Annotated in this window: 22 protein-coding genes and 1 tRNA gene; 13 read left to right on the top strand and 10 right to left on the bottom strand. The window is 68.5% G+C overall.

Annotation, left to right across the window (positions count from 1 at the left end):
• The first annotated feature begins 645 nt into the window (after positions 1-645).
• On the top strand, positions 646-1428 hold the full coding sequence (locus MCBG_RS07560; protein ID WP_043324857.1) for an IS5/IS1182 family transposase: 783 nt from the start codon (positions 646-648) through the stop codon (positions 1426-1428).
• Positions 1429-2061: 633 nt separating this feature from the next.
• On the opposite strand, the gene MCBG_RS32375 is transcribed toward MCBG_RS07560, so the two are convergent.
• The 4 genes from MCBG_RS32375 to MCBG_RS07575 all read right to left on the bottom strand — a co-directional run bounded on the left by MCBG_RS32375 (position 2062) and on the right by MCBG_RS07575 (position 6355).
• On the bottom strand, positions 2062-2514 hold the full coding sequence (locus tag MCBG_RS32375; RefSeq protein ID WP_140946078.1) for a hypothetical protein: 453 nt from the start codon (positions 2512-2514) through the stop codon (positions 2062-2064).
• 734 nt (positions 2515-3248) lie between these two features.
• On the bottom strand, positions 3249-4586 hold the full coding sequence (locus MCBG_RS31580; protein ID WP_140946079.1) for a pentapeptide repeat-containing protein: 1338 nt from the start codon (positions 4584-4586) through the stop codon (positions 3249-3251).
• A 28-nt stretch (positions 4587-4614) separates the two neighbouring features.
• Complete coding sequence (locus tag MCBG_RS07570) at positions 4615-5184, bottom strand: cysteine hydrolase family protein (RefSeq protein WP_043324861.1); 570 nt, start codon at positions 5182-5184, stop codon at positions 4615-4617.
• 4 nt (positions 5185-5188) lie between these two features.
• Entirely contained in the window at positions 5189-6355 is a 1167-nt protein-coding gene (locus MCBG_RS07575) for a hypothetical protein (RefSeq protein ID WP_043324863.1), read from the bottom strand.
• 735 nt (positions 6356-7090) lie between these two features.
• Between MCBG_RS07575 and MCBG_RS07585 the strand changes: the two genes are divergently transcribed.
• The 12 genes from MCBG_RS07585 to MCBG_RS07640 all read left to right on the top strand — a co-directional run bounded on the left by MCBG_RS07585 (position 7091) and on the right by MCBG_RS07640 (position 15931).
• Positions 7091-7336: a DUF6284 family protein gene (locus MCBG_RS07585; protein WP_043324867.1), complete on the top strand. Its 246-nt coding sequence runs from the start codon at positions 7091-7093 to the stop codon at positions 7334-7336.
• Positions 7336-7710, top strand: coding sequence for an RRQRL motif-containing zinc-binding protein (locus MCBG_RS07590; RefSeq protein WP_043324869.1), 375 nt, complete (start codon positions 7336-7338; stop codon positions 7708-7710). The genes MCBG_RS07585 and MCBG_RS07590 overlap by 1 nt, the downstream gene beginning before the upstream one ends.
• The gene (locus MCBG_RS07595) at positions 7707-8507 is read left to right on the top strand and encodes a hypothetical protein (protein ID WP_043324871.1); all 801 of its coding nucleotides are present in this window, start codon (positions 7707-7709) and stop codon (positions 8505-8507) included. Before MCBG_RS07590 ends, MCBG_RS07595 begins: the two co-directional genes overlap by 4 nt.
• 90 nt (positions 8508-8597) lie before the next feature.
• Positions 8598-8942, top strand: a complete 345-nt coding sequence (locus MCBG_RS07600; RefSeq protein WP_043324873.1) for a hypothetical protein — start codon at positions 8598-8600, stop codon at positions 8940-8942.
• Positions 8935-11154 (top strand): cell division protein FtsK, encoded by a 2220-nt coding sequence (locus tag MCBG_RS07605; protein ID WP_043324875.1) that lies wholly within the window; start codon positions 8935-8937, stop codon positions 11152-11154. Before MCBG_RS07600 ends, MCBG_RS07605 begins: the two co-directional genes overlap by 8 nt.
• A 142-nt stretch (positions 11155-11296) precedes the next feature.
• Positions 11297-11545: a hypothetical protein gene (locus tag MCBG_RS07610; protein ID WP_043324877.1), complete on the top strand. Its 249-nt coding sequence runs from the start codon at positions 11297-11299 to the stop codon at positions 11543-11545.
• Positions 11542-11835 (top strand): hypothetical protein, encoded by a 294-nt coding sequence (locus MCBG_RS07615; protein ID WP_043324879.1) that lies wholly within the window; start codon positions 11542-11544, stop codon positions 11833-11835. Before MCBG_RS07610 ends, MCBG_RS07615 begins: the two co-directional genes overlap by 4 nt.
• Entirely contained in the window at positions 11832-12104 is a 273-nt protein-coding gene (locus MCBG_RS07620) for a hypothetical protein (protein ID WP_043324881.1), read from the top strand. Before MCBG_RS07615 ends, MCBG_RS07620 begins: the two co-directional genes overlap by 4 nt.
• Positions 12097-12987 carry a bifunctional DNA primase/polymerase gene (locus MCBG_RS07625; RefSeq protein ID WP_043324883.1) on the top strand — a complete coding sequence of 297 codons (891 nt, stop codon included), beginning with the start codon at positions 12097-12099 and terminating at the stop codon, positions 12985-12987. The genes MCBG_RS07620 and MCBG_RS07625 overlap by 8 nt, the downstream gene beginning before the upstream one ends.
• 521 nt (positions 12988-13508) lie before the next feature.
• Entirely contained in the window at positions 13509-14252 is a 744-nt protein-coding gene (locus tag MCBG_RS35075; protein ID WP_369799357.1) for a DUF3631 domain-containing protein, read from the top strand.
• 291 nt (positions 14253-14543) lie between these two features.
• Positions 14544-14726 carry a helix-turn-helix transcriptional regulator gene (locus MCBG_RS07635; RefSeq protein ID WP_043330322.1) on the top strand — a complete coding sequence of 61 codons (183 nt, stop codon included), beginning with the start codon at positions 14544-14546 and terminating at the stop codon, positions 14724-14726.
• Entirely contained in the window at positions 14726-15931 is a 1206-nt protein-coding gene (locus MCBG_RS07640) for a tyrosine-type recombinase/integrase (RefSeq protein WP_043324887.1), read from the top strand. The genes MCBG_RS07635 and MCBG_RS07640 overlap by 1 nt, the downstream gene beginning before the upstream one ends.
• An 84-nt stretch (positions 15932-16015) precedes the next feature.
• Here MCBG_RS07640 and MCBG_RS07645 read toward each other — a convergent pair.
• The 6 genes from MCBG_RS07645 to MCBG_RS07670 all read right to left on the bottom strand — a co-directional run bounded on the left by MCBG_RS07645 (position 16016) and on the right by MCBG_RS07670 (position 21330).
• Positions 16016-16089: transfer RNA gene (locus MCBG_RS07645), tRNA-Pro, on the bottom strand.
• Positions 16090-16242: 153 nt separating this feature from the next.
• Entirely contained in the window at positions 16243-17649 is a 1407-nt protein-coding gene (der, locus tag MCBG_RS07650) for a ribosome biogenesis GTPase Der (RefSeq protein WP_043324888.1), read from the bottom strand.
• Entirely contained in the window at positions 17646-18326 is a 681-nt protein-coding gene (cmk, locus tag MCBG_RS07655) for a (d)CMP kinase (RefSeq protein ID WP_043324890.1), read from the bottom strand. Before cmk ends, der begins: the two co-directional genes overlap by 4 nt.
• 170 nt (positions 18327-18496) lie before the next feature.
• On the bottom strand, positions 18497-19267 hold the full coding sequence (locus MCBG_RS07660; RefSeq protein WP_043324891.1) for a pseudouridine synthase: 771 nt from the start codon (positions 19265-19267) through the stop codon (positions 18497-18499).
• Entirely contained in the window at positions 19254-20258 is a 1005-nt protein-coding gene (gene scpB, locus MCBG_RS31585; protein ID WP_084789453.1) for an SMC-Scp complex subunit ScpB, read from the bottom strand. Before scpB ends, MCBG_RS07660 begins: the two co-directional genes overlap by 14 nt.
• A 4-nt stretch (positions 20259-20262) precedes the next feature.
• Positions 20263-21330, bottom strand: a complete 1068-nt coding sequence (locus tag MCBG_RS07670) for a segregation and condensation protein A (protein ID WP_043324893.1) — start codon at positions 21328-21330, stop codon at positions 20263-20265.
• Positions 21331-21359: the final 29 nt, after the last annotated feature.

The following is a 21359-nucleotide window of genomic DNA, read 5'->3' on the forward strand; positions in this document are numbered from 1 at the left end:
CGTTCCCATTCCAGTACGCCTCGCATGGCCGAAGTGACATTCGAACCGTTCAGGTACCAAGTTATCCGGCCAGCAAGATTCGGATTTCGGAAGGATTTGAGCATAATCTGTCTCATTTCCCAGTCCGTACCCGCGTTGCCCCTCCAGCCTCCCGGCCCGCTCCCACGCCTTGCCGCCGCCTCGAAGATCTCTCTGGGACCCCAACCCGCCTTCGCGTCGAGCCCACCTAGGTCGACGGCGATGTTCATCCCATCATTACCGAGTGCATTCTGAACTTCGTTCACCCATTGCGGATTACCGTTCTCCCCGATGTTGGCGTATGCCTTGCCATTGAAATGGACTCCATTCAACTTCTCGGCGAGCGGGACTCCCAGCTCCGCTCTACCGAGAACAACCGTGTCTCCCACCTGCGGGTGGTATCCGGTGACAATGCCGGTATCTGCGCATGCGCATGCGCATGTCGCATCATGCCGAGGGCGAGAGCCACCGCAATTGTGCACCAGGACTGGATCATTGAGCTCTTTTCATCGTGATCAAGGGCGGTTGAGCAGGTAGGCGGGGGTGGCGTGTCGATTGTCCGGATAGGACGAAGCTCCCGGTAGGACAGCAGTCGACCAAGACGCACTGCCCAGCACGGGAGCTTCGTTGCTGACCTATCCTGCCAGCATCCCGCTGTCCACGCGCAGCCTGACCCGCCTGACCGAGCTGATCCGCGACCGCCGACGTGCGCTCGGCGGCCGCTGGCGCAGGCTGCCTGCGCAGCAGCAAGCGCTGATGGCCCTGGCCCACCTGCGCAACGGCGACACCCTCACCCGCCTCGCGGCCGGCTTCGAGGTGTCGGTGGCCACCGTGTGGCGGTACCTACGCGAGGCCGTCGACCTGCTCGCCGCCTGCGCCGACGACCTCACCGCCGCCATGCGTCGGGCTGCCCGGTTGGCGTACGCGATCCTCGACGGCACGCTGATTCCCATCGACCGGGTCGCTGACCAGCGGCCCTACTACTCCGGTAAGCACAAGCGCCACGGGGTGAACGTGCAGGTCCTGGCCGACCCGGCCGGGCGGTTGGTCTGGGCGTCGGCCGCGCTGCCCGGCGCGGTCCACGACCTCACCGCCGCCCGCACCCAGAGACTGATCGACGCGCTGACCAGCGCAAACGTGCTGACCTTCGCAGACAAGGGCTATCAGGGAGCCAGCGGAAGCGTGCGCACGCCGTTCAAGCGCCACCGATACCGACCGAATCTGTCCCGCCGCCAGCGGGCCGTCAACCGTGGTCATGCCCGGCTCCGCGCCCGCGGCGAACGAGCCATCGCCACGCTGAAGACCTGGAAGATCCTGACCAAGCTGCGTTGCTGTCCCCGCCGCGCTACGGCGATCGTGAAGGCCATCCTCGTCCTGCACAGCGCCGAGACCAGCCGCTACACAGGATGAAAACGGCTCACTACATCGCCAAGCCGGTACAAGCCCCAGACGTGTCCGGCATCCTCGAACGGCTCGGCAGCCACCCGAGCAACCAAGGACCGCCGCCAGGAGAGAACGATGCACACCGATGACGAACTTGGTTGCCGCACCGCGTAAACGGGGGGTTTTCGGGGGGCGGTTCAAATCTCCATCGAAGAAAATCAAAGCCCTGACCAGTGTTCCCGCTGGTCAGGGCTTTTTCTTTGTCGGGACGGCCGGATTCGAACCGACGACCCCTTGACCCCCAGGACGCTTCGCCACACGTCCACGCACGTCACGCACGCTATCCCCAAGATAAGGCTGTGCGGTCGACGTCGTGCCGCGCGCCATCGTGCAGGCTGTGTGGTCCCCACTTGGTCCCTGGGACGCTGACACGCTCAATGATCGCAACGCACGGCTTAGAAAGCGTGACACCGCCGGAAGTGGCTCGGCAGCGACCTGGCTTGCCCTAAGCTACCAAGCTGGCTGCCACGCCCATTGAGCGACCGCCGGTAGAACTGCTGTGCAACGCAACGGGCACGCGGGCCCAATCACCTGCCACCGAGCATCCCCCAGCAAGTTGTCACGAGCGCTTTCCTCGATGAGCGGCCGAATCGGGAAAGTTTAGGGCTCCTCTGCCTCCGCAACCACAGCCTCGACAATGTCGTCAAGGGTGCTTCTTTTTAGGAATCGGACGAAGTTGCGGATAGCCCAGACGACAGAAACCCCAGACCCGACGATAAAGAGGGCTTTCCAGACATCATCACCAACTCCGAACATCGTCCGAAAGTCAGCGGTCACCAGGCCGACAAAGAGAGCAAGGAACACACCGAGTGGGCCCAGAAAGGAGCCAACGTCGACGTAACTCGGCAAAGTCTTTCGCAATGCGAGCTCTATCTTATCCCTGGTGGTAACATGCACGTCTTGGGATACGTTTACGGTAAGCCGGGTTGTATTAGTGATGCTCTGGGCTACGTCAACCTTTAGTGGAGCATTCCGACTCCTGCGGGGCACAGGAAGGCGTTCCGATTTACTTACGATCTCCTCCGCACCCGACCACCCTGCCTGCTCGCTCATTCTGAATCCTTACCTGCTTCGGTAAAGGTGGGATTGTGGAGTAAATCCAGAACACCCATAGCGTGCTCTGACACATATCCACACCTGACGCAGACTGTCACAGCTACAGGGATGGTCTCGCCACCTAGCGAGAAACTCTGCAAGTCAGACTGCACACCGTGAGCGAATAGACCGTCGGCCACAGAGAAGTCGTGGTTACCACACCGCGGGCAGGGATTTGTAGCACCTCTCTCCGTCAGGGCATCAATTATGAGATCCCGTTGGCGGAGCGTCAGGCGCTTGCGATTAGGCTCGGCGTTCGGCCCAGGTGAGTCAGTCACACCCTCATTATCCAGATGGCGACCCGGGCGCCCCAAGCCACGGTCCCGCAGAAGCCCAGGTTCTAGGCGATCACCTCGTTGGGCAGCCGCCAGACCCCCTGACCAGGACCAGGTGGCGCGCCTACCGCACGAAGGACCTGGTCCCCAACCAGGGGCCCTTAGCCCTTGTGATGCCCGGTGCGCCCCCGTTGATGCTTGCTTAAGGAGAGCCGGGGTTCGGGGGCGGAGCCACGTGGCCGGCGAGGCTTTGGGCATCCCAAAGCCTCACCGGCCTACTGATGGCCGGAGGTCGCCCGCAGGGCCGGGAGCCCGGGCCGCTTGCCGCCCGCATTGGCCACAAGGGAAGGATGCGGCAAACAACCTGGACTGACATAAATTGTCCCCGTGCTAACCGCGTCGAGGGTTAGGCATCTACTAAGCGCCAGAGTGTTCATCATCGAGGGCGCGCTTTACCAGCCTGCCGCCAACGTTCTCCCACGCAGACGGCAGGTCCTTAAAAGTTGCCTTTCTGCCCGCAGTCGCGTCGACAAACGCATCCTCATGAAAGGAATCAGTCCCGGAGAAAGTGGTCGGACCGTTGAACCTTGCACTGGAAAAGTAGAGCGCACCCTTGAATCCCACTTTCATGCGTTCAAACTGTGCTGCGTTAAAAAATCGGCTCGAATTAAACTCTAGGTCATGGTTCCTTGTAACCGAATTAAAGTAGACTCCTCCAACAAAGCTTGCGTCGGCGAAACTTGCCCACGCATCAAATGTTGCTCCGCTAAAGACAACGGAATCCACGAAAATGGCGCCATCAAATCGAGCAGCCCCTACGAACTGGCACCGACTGAAAGATGAGCGGCCATAGAAGACGGCATCCCTGCAATCGAGGTCCGCAAAGGCGCAGTTATGAAATTCTGCGTCTATCAGCGTGGCCCCGCTTAGCATCGCACTGATGTTTGGCCAGGCAGGGTCACCATACTCAGGCGATTGCGCTTCGCGCATATTGGGAATTCGCTTAAGCAATCCTTCCGGGACCCTGACTAACTTTTCCCGACGCAGACGTGAAGCAAACACCTTTTGAACCGCAAGGCGCACTTGAAGCTCTTCATACCCATCGTGCAGTTCGGCAAAGCCCGGGGGTGTAACGATGGAGAGTCGACCCTTCTCATCCCCCGCTACCTCGGATCTCGGCTTATCGTAGGGCCCCAAAAAAGGCATGCGTAGGTAGGCCGCGAGTACCTCGACGCACATCTGCCGACCCTCTGCCCAGTCGTCAGCCAGGGCTTGAAATGCGTATACACCGGATAGGCGAACCGCTGCTTTTTCCGAGCCTAATTGCTCGGCGGCAGCCTTGAACCGCTCATTGAATAGCTTTACATCGTCACGTCGAGAGTTCAGCTCGGCCCTGCGGTCGTCCTCCTCTTGCAACCGCTGTTTGCGATACGCGACGGACAGAGCGACTACGGCACCGACACCAGCTACTACCGCCAGCGCCAACTTGACGCCGTCATAGAACTCCTTCACAGTCGCGGTGCCGCTGTTGGGGAATTTGGGCGACCCTAGACCCAGCCACAATCCATAGGCTGCTGCCGACGCCAGGATTGCAGCACTTCCAAGAAGCATCGTGATGTGTAGCACTAGCCCAAACTTGAAGACACTTTTGCGCGCCACTTCTCCTCTTTCATTCGCCGCGACGCCTGGATCGGCCACCGACGCAGCCATCGGTCCAGCGCCTGCCGGTCGCCAACCAGTAACTGTCTCCAGCACCGTCCGAATATCGAGGAAATTCCGCAGTTCAGGAGTTGCCCGGCGACTGCGACGTCCGGTCTACGATCGCCGCAGGGATGTCGGCCATTCGGATCACCTGGCCGGGACCGATAAAACGCCGGGCAACGAGTAGCCCCGCCTCGTGAGCCTCAGTGCCCGCGTGGCTCGCCGAGGCATCCGCGATCAGCCATGGCGTGAAGTCCTGCTCAAATGCGTCGACGGCCCCCTTTAAGACGCAGCTTTCGGTTGCGATTCCGCAGAAGTAGAACACTTCCCATCCGCGCTGCTTGAATAGAGCCACACCCTCCGGGGTGAAGGGACTATAGATCCTCTTGTCAAGCGTCGTACCTCGATCTACGTATGGGCGCAACTCTGGCACGAAATCAGTGTCGGGTGACGACTGGAGTCGTTGCCAGCCAAAGAAGCGCTCAAAGGGACTGCCAGGGTAGTTCAGATATCTAGTGAAGAGCGTGTCGCCGTCGGCGGCCTGCCAACGGCGCACCAGGTCGACAACGACAGGAACAATGTGCGCTGATTGCTCTCGCACGAAACCGTTCTGCATATCGGTCACGACAAGTACCGGGCGGCCTGACGTCATTGGCTCAACCTCGATCCGTCTCACGGAGGGTTTCGATGGCTTGGTCTAGGGCTGGCATTAGGTCACACGTCCGCAGAATCGCTCGACGCATGGCCTGATGCTGTCCAGGCTCCCGAAGTCGGGAAATAGTGAGTCGGGAGCGCACTCCTCGGAGGTAACGCCATCCATACTCAGGCGGTACCCGTGGGTCTCGACCCTGCTCTACCTGACGGGCGATTGCGTCGCTATACGCCCACATGGATTGGATCGCTAGCTCGCAGGAGATTACCTCAGCCTCCGTCAAGGCACGCTCGGCTGAGATCGGGTGGTAGACGACTCCGGACCATGAGGCGTAACCCACCGAAATTCCCTGCAACCCGAATGACTCGATGCCTACGTGGTCGTACGACTCGGACAGCAACGACAGCTCGATCAGTTCGGCGTGCGCCAAGTGTTCGTCATCCATAGGGCGGTCGCGATGCAGCAACACCTTTGGCGTCGACATGATGCGTAGCGCAGTTCCTAGCAACTCTGCCGGCCATGCTGGCTCAAAGACCCAATGAGCACCAAGCACATACACAGCAGACTCATCTTCGACTGGCGCTATAGGCGCGAGGTAGTCGATAGCCCAATTGATGTTGTCGCCGTAGGACGCCACCCGCCACGCAGCTAACGCCGCGATCGTGGACAACTGCACAGGCTCGACAAGGTGGAAGACCACGGACCCGCATGGCCAGACGTACAGCGTGCAGTCGCCTTCAGGGTGCTCGACGGGTGCCGAGTAGCACGTGTGCCACTCCCCCACCGCTGGCGCGCAGCCTGCGGCCTCCCGCAGTCGGGCAGCGCCGTCAGCGCCGACAAACGCCGTCACGAACTTGTGGGATCGCGCCGAGAAGTGCGGGCGTTCCTCAGCGCTGCTGGTCAGTTCGCCGAACAGATCTTGGGGATTTGCGTCGTACGCCAGGCAGTAGAGCTGTCGGTAGATCGGGTCGGTGACCGCTACGCGCCCGGTCTCGTGGCGGTACATCGCTTTCTCGATGGCCTCGACCGTGGGTGTCTCGCGGATGCCGCGCTGTTGGCCTACGCGGTGCAGCTCTCGCGCAGCGCGCTTGCGCGACTCCCAACCGGCGGCCTTGCGGCGGTTGACCAGCACGAGATTCGGCTTGTACTGCCGTAGGACCTCAGTGGACATAGGCCGTGTCCTTCGTGTCCGTGCGTAGGACCTGCCCGGGCCGCTGCTCGGCGGGCAGTCTCATTGCCAGGCGAGCAAGGTGCCGCCACAGACGGGAGCCGAGGAGAGGAGGCACCAGATGATCCGACCTAGCCGGTGGTGCCTTTACGGGGCCTCTCGGCCTGCCACTTCCGGATGGTCTCGGGCTGCCACGCCGGGGACCGGCCGAACATCCGGTCAGGAGCGGGTGCTTGCCCGCGTGAGACGTAAGAAGCCCAGGTTGCGCGACTGATCGGGGCACCTACCGAAGCCAGGTAGGTACGTACGTGGTCCGTCGTCCACCAGTCGGCGGGCAGGTCAGCGTCAGTCATCGGTACAAGCCTACGCGGTACAGGTGCTTGCACGAATACAACGTGGGGTTGTAGCGTCGTGAATACAACGCCACGTTGTACCGGCCGGATGGCTCGGGGAACGACGGCACGACGTTGCCGCACGCCCACGAGACGCCGGATCAGGCCGTTCATTGAGAACTCCACAGCGACAGGAATGAGCACGCGAGACGCCGCCGAGCGGCATCCCTGCCTTGAACCACGTGTGGTCGACGCCGGTAGGTCCCGGCCGAGCAGGGCGAGCGGAGCGGATATCGCGTGTTGCACGAACCTCGGTGCCCGGGCCGGTGGCGCGCGTACGTCAGTGACGTGACCGGCCCGGTTCCGAGGAATCCCCCGCTGGCACTGACCTGTACTGGAGGTTTCCGTGAGGAAGCGTCTCGCTCTCATCGCCACCGAGCCGACCGCCGCCGACCTGGCCGCAATCGAGACGGAGTGGCCGCTGATCGCCGCCGAGCTGGACGTGCTCGACGCCGAGATCACGATGCTTTACGCCGAGGACCACGGCGGACCGTCGCCGTTGGACTGGCGGCGGTTGCGCCGGGCCGAGGCCCGCGTCACCCGCGCCGCCGCCGACCTGGCCGCCCGCACCGACCCGCACCGCGCGGCCTGATGTCCCGCGTCCGCGCCGCCTTTCACGATCCGGACGGGGCGCGGTACGGCATCCCCACCTACTGGTGGAGGGGTGCCCCGCCCGGCTACGCCACCCGCCGCCAACTGACCGCCGCCGGGCTGCGCCCCGGCGGACAGCCGATCGCCGCTCAGATCCTCTGGGCCGGGGTCGGCGGCACCCGCGCCGCCTACCTGTACCGGGTCGACCTGGCCCGGCCGAAGCGCACCGCCACCCCTGCTCAACTCCGCGCGGTCCGCGCCGCACTGCTCGCCCGCCGTACCTGCCCGACCTGCCGGCACGTCCGGCCCTACTACATCCCGCGCTCGCTGGGTGAATGCCTCGCGTGCGCCTACCCGTTGGAGGACGCAGCATGACCGCCCCCACGATCAACGGCACCCGCTACCCGCAGCCCCTCGAAGACCTGTTGCCCGCCGCCCGCGGACTGGACCTGCCCGAGGGGCAGCGGTTCCCGTCCCGTAACAGGCTGATGCGCGAGTTCCGCATCGGCGCACCCAAGGCCGGTGAACTCCTCGCCCTGCTCAAGGCCGAGCCCACCACCCCGCCGGTCGACAGCACCGCCCCGGACCCCACGGACCCGGCCGACGTACCGACCGTTCCCGAGCCCGTGCCGCCGGTCGAGCCGGACCCGACGCCCGTTCCGGAGATCACGCCGCCGGAGCCGGACGCCGAGGCCACGCCGGTCGGTCGCCCGGACACGCCCACCCCGCCCGCGCCGCCCGCGCCGGTCCGGTCGGCGGTGGTGTGGCCGGTGGTGCTGCTCGCGCTTCCGGCGTTCGTGGCGATCTGGTCTGGGTGGGTCGGACTCGGCGGGCTCACCGGATTCGGCGTGGTGCACCCGCTGCCGGGGATCTGGGACAGCTTCTCCATCAACTCCGCGATCACCCTGCCGATCGGGGTGGAGACCTACGGCGCGTACGCGCTGTACGTGTGGCTGTCCGGCCGCGTACCGCAGCGGGCACGCCGCTTCGCGAAGTGGTCCGCCATCGCCTCACTCCTGGTCGGCGCGCTCGGCCAGGTCGCCTACCACCTCCTGGAAGCCGCCGGCGTCACCGCCGCCCCGTGGTGGATCACCACCGCCGTCGCCTGCCTCCCGGTCGCGGTGCTCGGCATGGGCGCCGCACTCGCCCACCTCGTCCGCACCCACGACTAGCCCCGCCCGGCGGCACGGCCCCTGGCCTGGAAACCGATGCCGTGCCGCCGGTCTCCCCATCCGGCATCACACCCTTAGGAGAGAGCACTGATGTTGTCACCTCTGCGGGCGCTGCGGACAGCGGTAGCCCGCCTGCGGCCCCGCCGCCCCCTCTGGCTCGGCACTCCGTTGCAAGCCACGATCACCGCCGCCGCGTGCGGCGGCTACACCCTGCTCATCGACTACAGCCAGGGCACCGAATGGGTGGACCTGCCGCTTCGCATGGAGGACTACGACCGGCCCGACGAACGGGAGTTCACCGCCGTCGCCGCAGCCCTCGCCGAGCGTGGCCTCACCCGCACGACGCCGTGGCAGATCGACCTGCACGCCCGGCTGTGCGCCGACATCGCTGCCATCCGCACCCCCGCGACCCGCAAGGAGGCCCGCCGTGGCTAGCCCCACCCCCCACGACGACGACCGTTTCGACTGGCAGGCCGCCGAAGCCGACCTCACCGACCCCACCACCCGGCCGGATGCGGAGGTGGTCGATCTGGACGACGCCCGCGCCCGCCGCACGCCCCGCCCGCGTCCCTCGGCCGACGACGACGGCCCGGACGACGCCGACGATGCGGAGAGCGTGGACGACGGGCCGGACCGCGACGGCGGCCCGGTCGACACCGCCGACGACATCCCGCGTGAGGTGCTGGCCCGGCAGCGTGACCGCCGGCCGATCCTGGCCGATTGGGCCAGGTCGTGGCGTGCTCTGCGGGCCGCTGTGCGGCATCAGGTCAAGGATGCCGGTTACGTCACCGCCTACCACGGAGTGCGGTTGCCGAAGTACGCGGCGAAGACGGCGGTGTACGCGCCGCTGGGCCTGTTCCGAGGTGCCGGGCGGGCGCTGCACTGGGCCAGCGCCGAGGAAGGCAACTGGCACCTACGGCAGGCCGCCGCCTCCCGGGGCGACGCGGATACCTGGATGAAGCTCGACGCCCGCCGCCAGCGCCAAACGGTGTGGCGGTGGTGGGTGCTCGCCGCGACGGCCGCCGCCGTCGTGGTCGGCGCGGTGGTGCTGGCTCTCGGCCCGTCGTGGTGGCGTTACGCCGCCCTGCTGGTGGTGGTGCCGTTGCTGGGCACGCTCGGCCGTCCGGCGGACAGGCCGCTTACCGACCGGGTGACCGAGGGCAGCCGCTACCGCAAGCTGACCGCCGACCTGGTGCGCCGGGCGCTCACGTCGCTGCAAATGAGCGGCATCAACTCCGCGGTCGCCAAAGACCCCAAGGCCATCAGCTTCCCGGTGGACATTCACCGCGACGGCCCCGGCCACCTCGCCGTGGTCGACCTGCCCTACGGGGTGGAGGCCGCCGAGGTCGTCGCCCGCCGGGGCAAGCTCGCCTCGGCCATGCGCCTCCCGCTCGACCAGGTGTGGCCCGAGCCCGCACCCGGTCACACCGGCCGCCTGGCGCTGTGGGTCGGCTATGAGCCCGCGTCGCAGATGAAGCAACCGCCGTGGCCGCTGCTGTCCGCTGGCGCGAAGGTGGACGTGTTCAAGGCGTTCCCGTTCGCCACTACGCCCCGCCTGGACACCGTGAGCGTGGATCTGATGTTCCGCAACTTCCTGTTCGGTGGCCAGCCGGGCAGCGGGAAGACGTTCGCGTTGCGGGATCTGATCCTGGCCGCCGCTCTCGACCCGCGCGCCGAGATCCGAGGCTACGAGCTGAAGGGCGTCGGTGACTTCGCCGTGCTGGAGCAGGTGATGGCCGAGTACGGCAACGGCTTCGATGACGAGACCCTTGCCCGCTGCTTCGGCTTCATCGAGTGGCTGTATGAGGAGTGCCGCCGCCGCTCCAAGCGCATCGAGCACTACGCCCGCCTCGGCAAGGCCCCGGAAAACAAGGTCACGCCCGAGCTGGCGTCGCTCAAGGGTTCCGGCCTGCATCCCCTGGTGGCGTGGTTCGATGAGCTGCAAGAGCTGATGACCAGCAAGTACGGCAAAGACGCAGGCGAACTCCTGGAGAAGGTCATCAAGCTCGGCCGCGCCCTCGGGGTGATCATCATGATCGGCACGCAGATCCCCGACAAGGACAGCCTGCCCACCGGCATCACCCGCAACGTCAACTCCCGCTTCTGCCTGTCCGTCGCGGACCAGACGGCGAACGACATGATCCTTGGCACCTCGGCCTACAAGAACGGCTACCGCGCGACCGTCTTCCAGCCGGTCATTGAGGCCGGGTGGGGCATCCTGCGCGGGTTCGGGCCGAAGGCGTCGGCGGTGCGCTCGTTCTACGTCGACACCACCGCCGCCGCCCGCATCGTCACCCGCGCCATCGCCCTGCGCCAGACCGCCGGGACGCTGCCCAAGCCCGATGAGCAGACCCGCGACATCGCGCCCGTGGCGGACGTGCTCGGCGACCTGGCGCGGGTGTGGCCGGGCGACGACAAGGCCGCCTGGAACGAGACCCTGTGCGGTCTGCTCGCCGAGCTGCGACCCGACGTCTACGGCGGGTGGGAGGCGGCGCAGCTCACCACCGCGCTCAAGCCCCACCCCGCCGTGAAGGTCGCCGACGTCGGCCGCCGCATCGACGGCAAGCCGGTCACCCGGCGCGGCATCAAGCACGCCGACCTCCTGACCGCGATTGCGGAGCGTGACCGCAAGCGGTCCGCCGGCTAACCCGGTCTGAGGGTGCTAGCGCTAGCGGCCCGCGCTGCTAGCGCTAGCACCCCCGCTAGCACCCGATCCGAATCATGAGCTGCCCGCTAGTAGCTAGCAGCTCACGGCCGCTCACACCCAAAAACGGCCCTGGGAGGCACTTGTGGACCCCCTGCTCACCCTCGCTAGCGCCATCGCCGCCATCCTCGCCCTGATCACGCTCGGTTACGCCGGGCTGTGCTGGGTCATCCCCTTCACAACCTGCAAACGGTGCGCCGGCACCGGCCACACCACCACCCGCATCCTGCACCGGCCGCGCGCCTGCCGCCGCTGCGACCGAGGCATGCGACTACGCCTCGGACGGCGCGTCTACAACGTCCTCCACCGGCTGCGCGCCGAGGCGCACCGATGAACCGCCGCAACGCTCACACCCACTGGTGCGGGCGGGACCACCGATGCGGCCTCGGCGAACACCGCTCACCCGAAATCGTGGTCGACATCCCCGGCCACGCCCGGGCCGTCCTGGTCCGGGTGCGGACCGCTGCCGGGCGGGAGCACGCCGAAGTGCGCGTCCGGGTCGCCCTCGCCCCGGGCGAGCTGGCCGCCCGCCGCCAGTTGGTGGGGCTGCTCGGCGACCTGCGCGAGGCCGTGACCCGCGCCGCGCTCACCGCGCGGCCCCGGCCGAGGCGGGCCGCGCGGTGACCGGCAGACGGTGGCTCGCCGCGTCCACGATCCTCGGCCGACCGGTCACCGACGCCGAGCCCTACCCGCACATCTGCGGCCGAACGCTGGCCGCCGAAGACAGCCTCAGCGGTCGGCCGGTCTACCTCCTGCGGCGTAACTGCGCCGCCTGCGCACAGGAGCGCCACGAACGCACCCACCAGCAGCCCGATCCGGCGGGCGGGGCGGTGGTCGACCTGGCCGCCGCCCGCGCCCGCCGCACCACCAGGAGGGAGAGGCCAGTTGCCTGACCTGCTCACCGCCGCCCTGCGCTACGCCGCCCACGGGTGGCCCGTGTTCATGCTCGGCCGGTCGAAACGGCCCGTCGCCAACTGCCCCGCCTGCCCTCGGGCAGACGAAGACCCCACTCACGATCAGGAAGCCTGCGGCTGCCTGACCTGCCACGGCTTCTACGCAGCCACCACCGACCCCGCGCGGGTAGCTGCGATCGTCGCCGCCGTCCCGCGCGGGCAGCTCGCCCTGCGCACCGGCACCGCCGCTGGAGTGGTCGTGGTCGACGTGGACCCCGCCCACGGCGGCGCGGACACCCTCGCCCGGCTGATCGCCGCTGACCTGACCCCGCCCACCGCCCGGGTGCTCACCGGCTCCGGTGGGCTGCACCTGTACTACCGCCACCCCGGCGGACGGGTGCCGTGCAGCCAAGGCAAGCCCGATCAAGGGCTCGGCCCCGGTGTCGACGTGAAAGCCGACGGCGGCTACGTGGTGCTGCCGCCGTCTGTACATCCGCGTACCGGCCGCCCGTACCGGTGGGTGCCCGGCCAGGCCGTGAGGGAGATGCCCCCCGCCCTGCTCACGGCCTGCACCCGACCGCCGACACCACCCGTCCCGGCCGTGACCGGACCGGCGCGCGTGCGTGAGGCGGGGGGCATCTCCCACCCCGACCGGCTCCTAGCCGCCCTGCTCGACCGGGTGACCTCAGCCGCCGAGGGCACCCGCCGCACCACCCTCTACGGCGCAGCCCGAGGCGTCGCCCGCATGGTCGCCGCCGGAGCCATCGACCCCGCCGACGCCATCACCGCTCTCACCGACGCCGGACGCCGCGCCGATCAAACCGACCGCGATATCCGCGCCGCCATCCGTGGCGGCTTCCGAGACGAAGGAGTCGCCGCATGACCACCACCAAGCCCATCGACGGGGCAGCCATCCTCGACGCCCTGCACGCCTGCCTCACCCGCTACGTCATCCTGCCCAGCGCCGAAGCCGTCGACGCGGTGGCGCTGTGGATCGCCGCCACCCACGCCCAACCCGCCTGGGCGCACGCACCCCGCCTCGTGATCCGGGCGCCGGAAAAGCGGTGCGGAAAATCGCGGCTGCTCGATGTCGTGGAGGGCTGCTGCCACAACCCGCTCATCACCGTCAACGCATCCCCCGCCGCCGTCTACCGCGCCATCGGCAGCGACAACCCACCCACCCTGCTCGTGGACGAAGCCGACACCATCTTCGGCGGCAAGAACGCCGACGCCAACGAAGACCTACGCGGCCTGCTCAACGCTGGCCATCAACGCAACCGGCCCGCGATCCGGTGGGACGCCGGCACCCAGCGGCTGGAGAAGATCCCCACCTTCGCCATGGCCGCACTCGCCGGAATCGGCGCGATGCCCGACACCATCGAAGACCGCGCCGTCGTCGTCCGGATGCGCCGCCGCGCCCCCGGCGAGACCGTCGCCCCCTACCGGCACCGCCGCGACGGCCCCGCCCTGCGGACCATCGCGCAACGCCTCGGACAGTGGCTCGGCGCGCACCTCTCCACCCTCGAAGCCGCCGAACCGCCGATGCCGGTCGAAGACCGCGCCGCCGACACCTGGGAACCCCTCGTAGCCGTCGCCGACCTCGCCGGCAGCACCTGGCCGCAGCGCGCCCGCCAAGCCGTCACCGTCCTGACCACCGAAGCCGACGAGTCCGGCAACGTCTCCACCCGAGTGCGGCTGCTCGCCGACGTGCGCACCGCCTTCACCGTGCTCGGCGACCCGCCCGCAGCTTCCACCCACGACCTGCTCACCGCGCTCAACGGCGACGAAGAAGCACCCTGGGCAGGGTTCGGACCGACCGGGCTGACCGGCAAGCGCCTCGGCGACCTGCTCCGCGAGTTCGGCATCACCTCGACCACCATCCGATTCCCCGTCGGGCAGGCCAAGGGCTACACCCGAGACGCCTTCACCGACGCATGGAACCGCTACTGCCCAGCACCCGCCGCCGGGCCATCCGTACCAAGCGTCCCAACCTCGTTTCCGCAGGTCATCCCCGGGACGGATTCCCTCACTGGTACGGATCGATCCGTACCAGCACCCCAATCCGTACCGCGCCTGAGCAGGCAAAACGAGCTTGGTACGGATGGGACGGATACCCCCCGGCGACACGTGACCCACCGCCGACCCTGACGCATCTCTCTCGACCGGGACACCGGTCCCGGCTCACGGAAACGGCCCGCTGAGAGCCACACAGACGCAACCGCCCAACGCCCTACACCGGGGCACCCGAAATCTTGCGTCTACGGCGCTCTCAGCGGGCCGTTCTACGCCCTTCTGAGCCGATAACTCCCTGTCTATACAACAGAGTCCAATCACCCCGGAAAGGCGCTCACCGTGCGACTCGTGCCGCAGAATCAGCCCGCAGACGCGATCGACCGCCAGGAAGGAGACAACGTCATCCGCCTCTCGCCGAAGGTGTTCATGTCCACCGAGGAACTTGCCGAGCTGCTCGACGTCGATCCGTCGACCATCCGGCGGTGGCGCACTCTCCACCCGTTGCAGGGTCCACCGTTCATCCAGATCTCCGACCGGGTGGTGAAGTACGCGACGGCCGATGTCGAGCGGTGGCTGTCGGCCCGTCGCGTCTACCCGCAGGCGGCCTGATGACCACGCCTCAGCAACCGCCGATCGGCGTGCGCCTGGCCACCGATGTGGAACACCGGCCCGGCCGCGACCGGCCGTACCGGGCGCGGGTGCGGTGGACCGATCCGACCAGCAAGCGCCGGCTATCCAAGTCAACGACGGTCGCCACGCCGGAAGAAGCGCAAGCCTGGCTCGACGGCATGGCCAGCGCCGCACAGGGTGGCGTCGACCCGCTCGCCGCTACCAAGCGCCTCGCCGAGTACGGCGAGAGCGTGATGACGCTGGCCCTACGCGGCTTGGAGCGCAAGACCCTTGATCCGTACTTGGCGGGTTGGCGCAAGCGGGTGGTGCCGACGCTCGGTCACATTCCCGTTCGGATGATTACCAATGGCGCGGTGGATCGGGCGGTGCACGCGTGGATCGCCGACGAGTACAGCCGATCGACGGTGAAGAACAGTCTCGCCGTGCTGGTCCGGGTGATGGAACAGGCGGTACGGGACGGCATCATCCAACGCAATCCCGCACAGGTGACTGGATGGCAACGCGAATACCAGCGGGCCGCCGACGAGTTGGACGATCCACGCTCGCTGGCTTTGCCCGATTGGGAAACGCTGACCACTCTTGCCGCTGCATTGGTCGACCGCTCCGCGAATCACTTCACCGGATGGGCCGACGTGGTGATATTCGCCGCCTGTACCGCCGCACGGATCGGCGAGGTTTCCGGCGTCCGCGCCGAGGACATCGACCGAGAAACGTGGATGTGGACGGTACGCCGCCAAACCACGCCCGGTCCCGGTGGTCTGATCGACAAGGGCACCAAGGGGAAACGCGCACGCACGGTGCCGCTGATCGAAGAGGTACGGCCGATCGTGGCTCACCGCCTGGACGCCGCGACCAAGCCCGATTCCCGGCTGTTCACCGGGCCGCGCGGTGGCCGGATCAGTACCGCCGTGCTGCGCGACGCGACGCATTGGGATGAGGTGGTCACCACGCTCGGATACGAGCACCTACGCCGGCACGACCTACGGCACACCGGCCTTACCTGGATGGCCGATGCAGGCGTACCGGTGCACGTCCTACGGAAGATCGCCGGACACGGGTCGCTGACCACCACCCAGCGGTACCTACATCCCGACCGGCAGTCGATCACCGACGCGGGAACGGCGCTCAGCGCTCATTTGAAGGCCCGCCGGTCCCCAGGTGGTCCCCAGCTACGCGCCGTCTAGATCAGGAAATCCCCACTGCCCCGATACGAATTAGAGGCCGTTGACCAGGGCTTACACCCCGGCTGACGGCCTCTTTTCGTGCTGTCGGGACGGCCGGATTCGAACCGACGACCCCTTGACCCCCAGTCAAGTGCGCTACCAAGCTGCGCCACGTCCCGATGCCCCCGCCGGGTCTCCCCTGCGGCAGCCGGTACAGCTTAGCGCAGGATCTTCGCACCGTGCGCAGAGGCCCCTCCCGCGCCGCGCGCCACACCCCCTAGAGCATCCTAGGAGGGTGTGGCGCGACAACACCAAGAGCGCCAAGTAGAGCGTCAGCCGTGGGCCTTGCCCCGGCCGCCGGGGCCGAGCTTCTTGCGCGGGCGTACCGAGATCTCGATCGGGCTGCCCTCGAAGCCGAACTCCTCGCGGAGCTTGCGCTCGACGAAGCGCTGGTAGCCAGCGTCCAGCGGGCCGGTGGTGAACAGCACGAAGCGCGGCGGCGCCGCCCCGGCCTGGGTGGCGAACAGGATGCGCGGGGCGCGTCCGCCGCGTACCGGGTGCGGGGTGGCCTGGACCAGCGCGGTGAGCCACTGGTTGAGCTGCGCGGTCGGGATGCGCGTCTCCCAGCTCGCGAGGGCCTTGCGCAGCGCGGGTGCGAGCTTGTCGACGGCGCGGCCGGTCTTGGCAGACAGGTTCAGCCGGATCGCCCAGGGGATGCGCCGCAGCTCGCGGTCGATCTCCTTGTCCAGGTAGTAGCGGCGGTCGCCGTCGACCAGGTCCCACTTGTTGAACGCGATGACCAGCGCCCGGCCGGACTCGACCACCATGGTGAGGATCCGCTGGTCCTGCTCGCTGATCACCTCGCTGGAGTCGATCAGCACCACGGCGACCTCGGCCGCCTCGATCGCCGAGGCGGTACGCAGGCTGGCGTAGTACTCGGTGCCGCTGGCCTTGCCGACGCGCTTGCGCAGACCGGCGGTGTCGACCAGCTGCCAGGTCTCGCCGCCGATCTCGACCAGGCTGTCTACCGGGTCCACTGTGGTGCCGGCGACCGAGTCGACCACCGCCCGCTCCTCGCCGGAGAAGCGGTTGAGCAGGCTGGACTTACCGACGTTGGGGCGGCCCACCAGCGCCACCCGGCGTGGGCCGCGCGGCCGGTTCTCCACGATCGCGGGCGCCTCGGGCAGCGCGTCGAGGATGGCGTCGAGCAGGTCGCCGGAGCCGCGGCCGTGCAGCGCCGAGATCGGGAACGGCTCACCGAGGCCGAGCGACCACAGAGAGGTCGCCTCCATCTCGATGGTGGTGTTGTCGGCCTTGTTGGCGATGAGGATCACCGGCTTGGCGCTGCGGCGCAGCATCTTCACCGCGGCCTCGTCCACGTCGGTGGCGCCGACCATGGCGTCCACCACGAACAGCACCACGTCGGCGGTCGCCACCGCGGTCTCGGCCTGGGCGGCGATGGCCGCGGCCCGGTCCTTGGCGTCGGGCTCCCAGCCGCCGGTGTCCACCACCGTGAACGCCCGGCCGTTCCACTGCGCGTCGTAGGGCACGCGGTCCCGGGTCACGCCGGGGATGTCCTCAACCACCGCCTGGCGGCGGCCGATGATGCGGTTGACGAGCGTGGACTTGCCCACGTTGGGGCGGCCGACCACGGCCACCACGGGCTGCGGGCCGGCCGGCTCACCGGAGTCGACCTCCGGCTCGCGCAGCTCCACCCAGCCGCCGAAATCGTCGCTCATGCGGCACCCCGCTCCGTGAGCATCTCGCGCAGGCGGGCCACTACCTCGTCGATGCCCAGCTCGGTGGTGTCCAGCACCACCGCGTCGGGGGCCTGCTGCAGCGGGTTGACCTTGCGGGTCGAGTCGAGGCGGTCCCGGCGGGCCAGGTCGGCGGCGGTCGCCGCGACGTCGGCGGCGTCCTCGGCGCTGCGCCGCTTCGCGCGCGCCGCCTCGGAGGCGGTCAGGTACACCTTCAGGTCCGCGTCCGGCGCGACCACCGAGCCGATGTCCCGGCCTTCGACCACGATCCGGCCCGCGTCGGCGATCACCCGCCGCTGCCGGTCCACCAGCAGCTCGCGTACGGCAGCGACGGCGGCCACCGCGGACACCGCGGCGGTCACCTCGGCGCCGCGGATGGCGGTGGACACGTCGGTGCCGTCGACTGTCACGGCGTACCCCTGGGGGTCGGTGCCGATGCGCAGGTCGGCCTCGGCGGCGACCTTGGCCACCGACTCGGCGTCGGTGAGTTCCACGCCGGAGCGCAGGACTGCCCAGGTCAGCGCCCGGTACATGGCGCCGGTGTCGAGGTAGCGGGCGCCGAGGCCCGCGGCCAGCCGCCGCGACACGGTGGACTTCCCCGAACCGGACGGCCCGTCCACAGCGACCACACATCGCCCGGCCGGTACGTTCTCCTCCACCGTTGTCCTCCTCAGCCCGTACCTCGCGGGTCGCCCGGATTCCCGGGCGCCGTTGAGCGGATGGTTCTGTCGTCAATCATGCCCGCGCCGCGCGGGCGTCCCGCCGGGCGGCACGCGCCGGCCCGCGGACCGCGTCGAAGCCTACCGGCAGCCGTACCCCGATCGGCGGGTCAGTCACCCACGGCCTTGAACAGGGCGGCGACCTCCGCGTTCGTCAGCCGCCGCAGCCGCCCGGTGCGCAGGTCGCCGAGCTTGATCGGACCGATCGAGGTACGGATCAGGCGGGACACCGGGTGTCCCACCTCGGCCATCAGGCGCCGGACGATGTGTTTGCGCCCCTCGTGCAGGGTCAGCTCCACCTGGGCGGTTTTGCCGAGCGTGTCGACCAGCTTGAACCCGTCGACCTTCACCGGCCCGTCCTCCAGCTCGACGCCGGCGGCGAGGCGCTTGCCCAGGTTGCGCGGGATCGGCCCGGCCACCTCGGCGAGGTAGGTCTTGAGCACCTCGTACGACGGGTGCATGAGCTTGTGGGCGAGGGTGCCGTCGTTGGTGAGCAGGAGCAGGCCCTCGCTGTCGGCGTCCAGTCGCCCGACGTGGTAGACCCGCTGCTCCAGCCGCGCGCCGATGAAGTCGGCCAGCTCGGTGCGGCCCTTCTCGTCAGCCATGGTGGTGACCACGCCGCGCGGCTTGTTCATCGCCACGTAGACCAGGCGGACGTCGGCCTGGAGCCGCTCCCCGTCGACGACGATCACGTCGCGGGCCGGGTCGGCCTTGTCGCCGAGCTGCGCCACCCGCCCGTTCACGGTGACCCGGCGCCGGAAGATCAGGTCTTCACAGGCGCGCCGGGAACCCACCCCCGCGGCGGCGAGCACCTTCTGCAGGCGCTCGGCGCCCTCGTACACGGGGGCGTCGGGCTTCGGGGCACGGTCATCGCGTCGCATCGGCAAGCTCTTCTACGTCGTCGGGAAGGAACGGGGCCAGCGGCGGCAGGTCGTCCACCGAGTTCAGCCCCAGCTTCTCCAGGAACATGGTGGTGGTCCGGTAGAGGTAGGCGCCGCTGTCCGCTTCGGTGCCGCACTCCTCGACCAGGCCGCGACTCACCAGGGTACGGAGCACCCCGTCGCAGTTGACACCCCGGATGGCCGAGATGCGCGAACGGGTCACCGGCTGCCGGTAGGCGACCACGGCGAGGGTCTCCAGCGCGGCCTGGGTCAGCCGCACGGACTGCCCGTCCAGTACGAACCGCTCGACGTAGGTGGCGTATTCCGGCCGGGTGTAGAGACGCCAGCCACCCGCCGCCCGGCGCAGGTCGAACCCGTGCCCGGCGGCGGTGTATCCGGCGGCGATCTCGTCGAGCATCGCGCCGACCCGTTCCGGGGACTGCTCCAGGACCTCGGCCAGGACCAGCTCGCTGACCGGCTGGTCCACCACGAGCAGGATCGCCTCCAGGGCGCCGCGCAGCTCCGCGTCGTCCAGGACCGGCGCGGGCACCGGTTCCGGCGCGGCCCGCCGCCGTCCCCGCTTAGCGGGTACGCCCTCAGCACCCGCTCCCCCACCCGCCCCCGGCGCCGCGTCCCGCGCGGGCAGGCCGACGTCTCCCCCGGCGTCGTCCGTCCCGGCCTCTCCCGAGATCTTGGTACGGTCCCGCCCTCCGAGGGGCGTCCCCGTACCAAGATCCCCCTGAACCGTGGCGATCTTGGAAGGAATGGGCCCCTCTGAGAGCCCTTCGCTTCCAAGATCCGCCGAGGAATCCGGTGTCGCGTCGAGATCTGCTTCCCGGGAATCGGTGGTGTCCGGGATGTCGGGGTCCGGGTGCTCGGCCGGTGCGTCGGAATCGTCCGGGGCTGGCCGGGGCGGGGCGGGACGCTCCCACGGGGGCACCCATGCGGCGGCCTGGTCGGCCAGGGAGTCGCGGCGTTCCTGGTCGCTCATCCGTTCACTCCTGCGTCGGTGCGTGTTCGTCCGCCGTCTCGCTGGGCACGGCGGCGTCGGATGCGGCATCTGCGGCGACGTCGCCCGGCACGGCGGCGTCGCTCACCCCGGCGCCGACGTCGGCCGGAGCAGCCGCGGCGTCGGCCGGTGCGGCGGGGACGGACGTGGTCGTGGGTTCGGGGCTGCCGGCGTACTCGTCGACTGTCAGCTCGGCCTCGCCGTCGACCGGGCCGGTCCAGCGGACGGTCAGCTCCTCCAGCGCCTGCTCCTGCACGAACGCCACGAGACCCTGCCGGTACAGCTCCAGCAGCGCCAGGAACCGGGCCACCACCTCGAGCGTCATCTCACAGTCTGCGCAGAGCAGCGAGAACGTGGCGATCCCGGCGCGGCGCAGCCGATCGGCGATGATGCCGGCGTGTTCGCGGACGCTGACCCGGACCATGTGCACGTGCGCGATGGACACCTCGGGCACCGGTTTCGGGCTCATCGCCTTGACCGCGAGCTTGCGCAGCCGCTCGGGACCGATGCCGAGCACCAGGTCGGGCAGCGCCTCGGCGTACCGGGGTTCGAGCGTGACCGCCCTCGGGTAGCGCCGACCGCCGACCGCCTCCAGCTCGGCGATGTGCGCGGCGGCCTCCTTGTACGCCTTGTACTGCAGCAGCCGCGCGAACAGCAGGTCCCGCGCCTCCAGCAGCGCCAGGTCCTCCTCGTCCTCCACCTCGGCGGAGGGCAGCAGCCGGGCCGCCTTGAGGTCGAGCAGGGTGGCGGCGACGAGCAGGAACTCGCTGGTCTCGTCCAGGTCCCACTGGTCGCCCATCGCCCGCAGGTACGCGATGAACTCGTCGGTGACCTTGTGCAGCGCCACCTCGGTGACGTCCAGCTTGTGCTTGCTGATCAGCTGGAGCAGCAGGTCGAACGGGCCGGTGAAGTTGTCCAGCCGGACGGTGAAGCCACTGGCCTGCTCGCCGGTGCCCGCGTCGGCGGGCACCACACCGTCGACCTCGGCGGCCAGCTCCGCGGCTACGGCGGGGTCGCCGGCGCCGTGTGGCGGGTCGAGGGGCGGTGCGGTCACCGGGAAACCGTAGACGACGCGGCGGGCGG

The sequence above is a fragment of the Micromonospora sp. M42 genome (genome assembly GCF_000568915.1).
Taxonomy (GTDB): domain Bacteria; phylum Actinomycetota; class Actinomycetes; order Mycobacteriales; family Micromonosporaceae; genus Micromonospora; species Micromonospora chalcea.

Bases quoted from the DNA above. Each gene is read 5' to 3' on its own strand.
- MCBG_RS32375 (WP_140946078.1), bottom strand. From the start codon at position 2,514: ATGAGCGAGCAGGCAGGGTGGTCGGGTGCGGAGGAGATCGTAAGTAAA.
- MCBG_RS07570 (WP_043324861.1), bottom strand. From the start codon at position 5,184: ATGACGTCAGGCCGCCCGGTACTTGTCGTGACCGATATGCAGAACGGT.
- MCBG_RS07575 (WP_043324863.1), bottom strand. From the start codon at position 6,355: ATGTCCACTGAGGTCCTACGGCAGTACAAGCCGAATCTCGTGCTGGTC.
- MCBG_RS07590 (WP_043324869.1), top strand. From the start codon at position 7,336: ATGTCCCGCGTCCGCGCCGCCTTTCACGATCCGGACGGGGCGCGGTAC.
- MCBG_RS07595 (WP_043324871.1), top strand. From the start codon at position 7,707: ATGACCGCCCCCACGATCAACGGCACCCGCTACCCGCAGCCCCTCGAA.
- MCBG_RS07600 (WP_043324873.1), top strand. From the start codon at position 8,598: ATGTTGTCACCTCTGCGGGCGCTGCGGACAGCGGTAGCCCGCCTGCGG.
- MCBG_RS07615 (WP_043324879.1), top strand. From the start codon at position 11,542: ATGAACCGCCGCAACGCTCACACCCACTGGTGCGGGCGGGACCACCGA.
- MCBG_RS35075 (WP_369799357.1), top strand. From the start codon at position 13,509: ATGCGCCGCCGCGCCCCCGGCGAGACCGTCGCCCCCTACCGGCACCGC.
- MCBG_RS07635 (WP_043330322.1), top strand. From the start codon at position 14,544: ATGTCCACCGAGGAACTTGCCGAGCTGCTCGACGTCGATCCGTCGACC.
- MCBG_RS07640 (WP_043324887.1), top strand. From the start codon at position 14,726: ATGACCACGCCTCAGCAACCGCCGATCGGCGTGCGCCTGGCCACCGAT.
- der (WP_043324888.1), bottom strand. From the start codon at position 17,649: ATGAGCGACGATTTCGGCGGCTGGGTGGAGCTGCGCGAGCCGGAGGTC.
- MCBG_RS07660 (WP_043324891.1), bottom strand. From the start codon at position 19,267: ATGCGACGCGATGACCGTGCCCCGAAGCCCGACGCCCCCGTGTACGAG.
- scpB (WP_084789453.1), bottom strand. From the start codon at position 20,258: ATGAGCGACCAGGAACGCCGCGACTCCCTGGCCGACCAGGCCGCCGCA.